Below are 6,019 nucleotides of genomic sequence, written 5' to 3'. Positions count from 1 at the left end.
AGTCCAGTCAGAGGAGCCAGATTTTGAAAAGCCCGCTTTGATAGCGGGCTTTTTGCTTTTAAAATCCTTCACATCTTTTCCTGACGCAAAGGATCTGAGCCCATTATCGGAACGGCGGCTCATTAAAGGTTCGTAGTTTACGGGAATGCAGTCGATCGCCTTCAGCGCGCAGTAAATCAATTGCCCGGATGCCAATCTGCAAGTGTTCGGAAATTGCACCTTCATAAAAACGGTTAGCCTGGCCGGGAAGTTTAATCTCACCATGCAATGGTTTATCTGAAACACACAGTAGCGTCCCGTATGGCACGCGGAAACGGTATCCTTGTGCTGCAATGGTTGCACTTTCCATGTCAATCGCTACGGCCCGACTTAAGTTAAAACGAAGCGCAGAAGCCGAGTAACGCAATTCCCAGTTCCTGTCATCAGTAGTTACCACAGTGCCAGTACGTAGCCGCTGTTTAACTTCCTCACCCGGCCTGCCACTGACCAATTTGGTGGCGTCATAAAGCGCGCGTTGCACTTCAGCAATGCTGGGAATAGGGATATCGGGCGGCAAAACTGCATCAAGAACGTGGTCATCACGTAAATAAGCATGTGCAAGTACATAATCACCAATGGACTGGCTTTCACGTAATCCACCGCAGTGACCAATCATCAGCCAGACATCCGGGCGTAGCACCGCCAGATGATCGCAGATGGTTTTAGCATTTGACGGACCCACGCCAATATTCACCAGAGTAATACCCTGACCATCGGCAGTGATTAAATGCCATGCTGGCATCTGGTGTTTTTTCCATGCGAGGTCAGAAATCGCCTCTTCAGGGGCTTCTGTTTCGGCGGTGATCCATATCCCTCCAGCACAGGAAAGAGCAATGTAGGGACTATCAGGATCGAGGATCTGGCTGCACCCCCAACGAACGAATTCATCCACATAACGTGTGTAGTTGGTAAACAAAACGAATGGCTGAAAATGTTCGACGGGCGTGCCGGTATAATGGCGTAACCGCGCGAGGGAAAAATCTACCCGGCGCGCATCAAAATGCGATAGCGGAGAAAATTCCGTTGGATGATAAATGCCGTCTGCAGTTTCATCGCCAATTTGCGCCAGTTCTGTTGTCGGGAAGTAACGTGTTAACCCGGCGCTCATCGATCGATCAAGTGTCAGTTCAGAGCCATCAATGACATAGGGATAGGGGATTTCATGCTGCGAGGGTTGCACGGAGATGTGCGCACCATAATCTTGATACAGCAACGTTAGTTGTTCATTGAGATACGAACGAAAGAGAGCAGGGCGGGTGATAGTGGTGGTATAGCTGCCAGCGTGAGTAAAACGTCCAAATGCGCGTGTTTTGGGAGGGTTTGTGGCGCAGCCGTCCCAGGTCACGGTCAATGATGGATAGACAAAAAGACCTTGCTTGCGGGCGTTTTCATCAGGCAATTCGCCACTTTTAATATATTTTCCAATGGCATTGCGTAAAGCGACTACAGATTGCTCATACAGCGCGTCAAGTCTATCCAGTGCCTGAGCTGGGGTCAGACCGGAGCCCTTATTATTCATGTGTGTCTCCTGTTCCATACAATTACCGCACATCCGATAGTATGTCACAGGAATGTGAAACAAAAGTGTAAGGCGAAGATCGAATGATCTTCGCCAGACCATCAGATGCGTTGATTGTCTTTCATCAACAAAGCGGTTATTGCAGAAATCAGGCATCCAGCCAGCAAATAAATGGCGACGCTATGCCAGTCCCCGGAAAAATAAGTAATGAGGGCGGCGGCAATAAAAGGGGTAAACCCACCACCAACCACACTGGCAACTTGATATCCGACCCCGGCGCCGCTGTAGCGATAACTGGCACCAAACATCTCTGTGAACATCGGTTGCTGCACACAAACCACCATGTCATGCGCAATATTCGCCAACATAATGGAGAAGAAGACTATCCAGAAAATGGATTGAGCCTCGAGCGCCATGAAGAAAGGAAACGCGCTTAAGGTTCCGATAACTGCGCCAGTGATATAAACCCTGCGGCGACCAAAACGATCGGCAAGCCAGGCAAAACAGGGAATTGTCAGGCAGCTTAACCCTCCCACAAGCAAACCAATATTCAGGAATAATTCGCGTGGCAGCCCCATATTCTGAGTTGAGTAGTTAAGCGCAAAGGCGGTAACGATATACATCGTCAGCAACTCGCACAGTCGCAGCGCAATAATCTTCAGAAAAGCCCCTGGATGTAGTAACAGTGCCTGGATAACAGGGATTCGCTTTTTCACTGCCGCTTGATTATGTTGCTGTTGCTCAAATTCAGCGGATTCCTCCATGCCATTACGCACCCACAATGCCCCCAGCACCAGTACGGTGCTAAACAGGAAAGGAATGCGCCAGCCCCAGCTCAAAAACTGCTCGTCAGTGGTCATCATACTAATCAGCGAAACCAGTCCAGTTGAAAGCAGCAACCCTACACCGTAGCCAACTTGTACACCGCTACTGTAAAAGGTTTTTTTATTTTTCGGCGCGCTTTCAACGGACAGCAATGCTGCGCCTCCCCATTCGCCGCCGACGGCAAATCCCTGAATAGCACGCAGCGTCACCAGTAAAATCGGTGCCCACCAGCCAATAGTCGAGAATGAAGGAAGAATACCAATCAATGCTGTTGCGATCCCCATCATCCAGACAGTCAGCATCAACATGCGTTTACGCCCCAGGCGGTCGCCAAAATGACCGAAAATGACACCTCCAAGCGGACGGAAAAGGAATCCGACACCAAAAGTGGCAAACGCTGCGAGAGTTCCCATTGCCGGACTCACTTGCGGGAAAAACTCTCGATTAAATACCAGTGCGGCAGTAATGCCATAGAGTAAAAAATCGTACCAGTCGACGACGGCACCGGCAAAACTGCCTAGCGCAGCTCGTCGGGCGCGACTTAACGAAAGCGTTCCTTCATCGGGACGCGTGGAGATGAGCGTGGAGTCCATAGTGTTCCTGTCTGTACTGTCTTTTTATAATTAGTATGGAAAAAGGTAACTCACATTGCCGTCGATCTATAAACGAACCTTATGAGACTACCGCGACAGAGAGCATCTGCAAATATTTTTATACCCGAAAATGAGCATGGAGGACGGATAGGGGCTACTGTAATGTGCTGGAAACGAAGAAAATTGTGGATTCAGGTGCGTATTAGAAATCAAAAGACAGAAAAATGTGATCGCTAAGGTAGCACTGGCTACTTGCTGGCGTTATTTTCGCAGATGAATTTTTCGAATTTTCTCAATGAGATTTGTGTCACTGACACGGGATGGGCTAATTGCTTGAATGATTGGCGGAGAGAGGGGGATTTGAACCCCCGGTAGAGTTGCCCCTACTCCGGTTTTCGAGACCGGTCCGTTCAGCCGCTCCGGCATCTCTCCGTTCAGATTGTTGCAATGATGCCAGGAAATTTGGCATTTTAACAGTCCCTGTCCGTGCAATTTTGTTCAAGTGACGAGTTTGCGAGCAAAACGATGATTAAGTGGCCCTGGAAAGTACAAGAAACCGTTCATGATGATGCAATTCCGTGGAAGGAAGCTTTGTCGATACCTCTTTTGACAAGTTTGACTGAGCAGGAGCAAAACAAATTAGTCACTCTTGCTGGACGTTTTTTGCAACAAAAACGGTTGGTTCCTTTACAAGGGGTTGAACTTGACGCTTTAAAAAGCGGTCGTATCGCCTTGCTGTTTTGTTTACCTGTTATGGAGCTGGGGCTGGAATGGCTGGATGGTTTCCATGAAGTGTTAATTTACCCAGCGCCATTTGTGGTAGATGATGAATGGGAAGACGATATAGGACTGGTACATAATCAACGCATCGTTCAGTCAGGTCAAAGCTGGCAGCAAGGCCCCATCGTACTGAATTGGCTCGATATACAGGATTCTTTCGATGCCTCTGGGTTTAATCTGATTATCCACGAAGTTGCACATAAACTGGACACCCGGAACGGCGATCGCGCCAGTGGTGTCCCCTTTATTCCTTTACGTGAAGTCGCGGGCTGGGAACACGATCTTCACGCGGCGATGAATAACATTCAGGACGAAATTGAATTAGTGGGCGAAAATGCCTCCAGCATTGATGCTTATGCCGCCAGTGACCCTGCAGAATGTTTTGCCGTGCTTTCCGAATACTTTTTTAGCGCCCCGGAGCTTTTTGCTCCTCGCTTCCCCTCGCTGTGGCAACGTTTCTGCCAATTTTATCAGCAGGAACCGCTGCAAAGACTGCGAAATGCGAATGAACGAGGCACATATTCAGCACCAGATGCTCATTAAATATCAATTTTGTTGCTTAATTAACCGATTGAAATAACGTGTGAATTTTAGTGTTGACACTCGCAGTGCCACTCAGTAATATTCGCCTCGTTCTCACGATTCCTCTGTAGTTCAGTCGGTAGAACGGCGGACTGTTAATCCGTATGTCACTGGTTCGAGTCCAGTCAGAGGAGCCAAATTCAAAAAAGCCTGCTTTCGAGCAGGCTTTTTGCTTTTCAATGTTAGCCATAACCGGGCTCGTATCTAACCTCCCTTAAATCTGATAACTACATCAGGGCCGAATTTTTGCGATAATTCTTTTTATCGTATTTCTGAACTCATCCAGATTGATGTGATCAATATTTTTCCCTACCACAATCGTCTCTGAAATATCTGCCATAGCAGGCCAGCGTGTTTTATAATCGGCATATACTGCGATGACAGGAATATTATAAGCACTTGTCATATGTAAAATAGAAGTATCAGGTGTTATTGCGAGAAAAGCATCTTTTATGACGGCGGCAGAACGTGGTATTGAAGGCGGTAATGATAAATTATAGACATTGTCAAAACACTGCGTTAGTTCTACTGCTTTTTCAGTACCATTCGGGCCATGAACAATGACAATTGGCATATTTATTTCATTTTTAATCATGGTTATTAGCTTTTTAGCCATTGAGCCTGAAAAAGTTCGCTCCTGAACACTACCATCAAGATTAAGAGCAATATATGCACCCAATGAGGTAAGTTCATAACGCACTTCGTTTCTTACCTCTTCACTGATAGGCAGTTCAAATAAGGGGCGGACAGGCGGAAAACCAGCTTCTCGCATCATGAATGCCCATGTCATTGGTACTGGCGCCCGAAGAGACTGGTCCATTTTCGACGCCGATTTACATAAGGAGGAATAACATTTCATTGTTAAACCCACAACTTGTAAATTGGTTTTGGCTTTTAAATGACTTATGAACAGCATTGTCTTCAGGTTTTTCTTGCGCATAGCTTCAATGCAGAGATCCGGTGTACCGTATTGCTCTCTTATACTTTGCGCCAGAATTTTTATTTCGCTAAAGCTGGCATGATCCTGCATTGTCATACTGACTAATGTTAATTTAGTCTCCTTAAGACAAAGCGAATCAAAAACGGCTTTATTAATTGTAGATGTGACAATTAATAAATGTTTTATTTTATGTGATTCCAGCGATCTAATTATGGGGTAAATAGCCATTGCATCACCAATTTGGTCGGGGATGTGAATGACCACAAATTCAGTATTTGCAATATTGATATTTTTACATGAATAATCATAATAACTGAATGCAATGCGTCTAAAAATTGACACTAACGACATTTCCAACCTCGCTTCCCTACTGGTTAAAACGTGATGGAGTTTATCAGAGATAGTCGTTTTCTAAAATCGCTAAATAGCGAGATAATACATAATTTATTTCTATTATTAATTTTTAATTATTCAATTAAATTATGTTTGTATCGCAAAAATACTTGTATTGCATAGCTTCAATGTACATTTCAATCTGAAGTCGATGCTAAGTGAAGGTAAGAGAAGAGATAAAACGTCAGCAATCAGGGTAATGACTCCAACTTATTGATAGTGTTTTATGTTCAGATAATGCCCGATGACTTTGTCATGCAGCTCCACCGATTTTGAGAACGACAGCGACTTCCGTCCCAGCCGTGCCAGGTGCTGCCTCAGATTCAGGTTATGCCGCTCAATTCGCTG

5 protein-coding genes and 2 tRNA genes are annotated in these 6,019 nt (G+C 45.9%); 2 read left to right on the top strand and 5 right to left on the bottom strand.

Annotated features, from left to right (window positions below; all coding sequences use genetic code 11):
• Positions 1-103 precede the first annotated feature (103 nt).
• From amn to A7589_RS20840, 3 genes are all read right to left on the bottom strand, one after another.
• Positions 104-1,558 (bottom strand): AMP nucleosidase, encoded by a 1,455-nt coding sequence (gene amn, locus A7589_RS20850; RefSeq protein ID WP_105282869.1) that lies wholly within the window; start codon positions 1,556-1,558, stop codon positions 104-106.
• Positions 1,559-1,659: 101 nt separating this feature from the next.
• Positions 1,660-2,976, bottom strand: a complete 1,317-nt coding sequence (gene shiA, locus A7589_RS20845) for a shikimate transporter (protein WP_000378585.1) — start codon at positions 2,974-2,976, stop codon at positions 1,660-1,662.
• A gap of 342 nt (positions 2,977-3,318) precedes the next feature.
• Positions 3,319-3,408: transfer RNA gene (locus A7589_RS20840), tRNA-Ser, on the bottom strand.
• Between the two features lie 93 nt (positions 3,409-3,501).
• On the opposite strand from A7589_RS20840, the gene mtfA reads away from it, so the two are divergent.
• On the top strand, positions 3,502-4,299 hold the full coding sequence (gene mtfA / locus A7589_RS20835) for a DgsA anti-repressor MtfA (protein ID WP_016231792.1): 798 nt from the start codon (positions 3,502-3,504) through the stop codon (positions 4,297-4,299).
• Positions 4,300-4,399: 100 nt separating this feature from the next.
• A tRNA-Asn gene (locus A7589_RS20830) sits at positions 4,400-4,475 on the top strand.
• A gap of 95 nt (positions 4,476-4,570) precedes the next feature.
• On the opposite strand, the gene A7589_RS20825 is transcribed toward A7589_RS20830, so the two are convergent.
• Both A7589_RS20825 and A7589_RS20820 read right to left on the bottom strand, forming a co-directional pair.
• Positions 4,571-5,629: a glycosyltransferase family 9 protein gene (locus tag A7589_RS20825; protein ID WP_000060698.1), complete on the bottom strand. Its 1,059-nt coding sequence runs from the start codon at positions 5,627-5,629 to the stop codon at positions 4,571-4,573.
• Positions 5,630-5,881: 252 nt separating this feature from the next.
• A partial coding sequence (locus A7589_RS20820; protein ID WP_021514769.1) for an IS1 family transposase occupies positions 5,882-6,019 on the bottom strand: 138 nt, incomplete at its 5' end.

The organism is Escherichia sp. MOD1-EC6475, from assembly GCF_003046645.1.
In the GTDB taxonomy this organism is placed as follows: domain Bacteria; phylum Pseudomonadota; class Gammaproteobacteria; order Enterobacterales; family Enterobacteriaceae; genus Escherichia; species Escherichia ruysiae.
The sequence above is the reverse complement of the archived record's forward strand: the minus strand, read 5'-3'. Positions and strand labels throughout refer to the sequence as shown.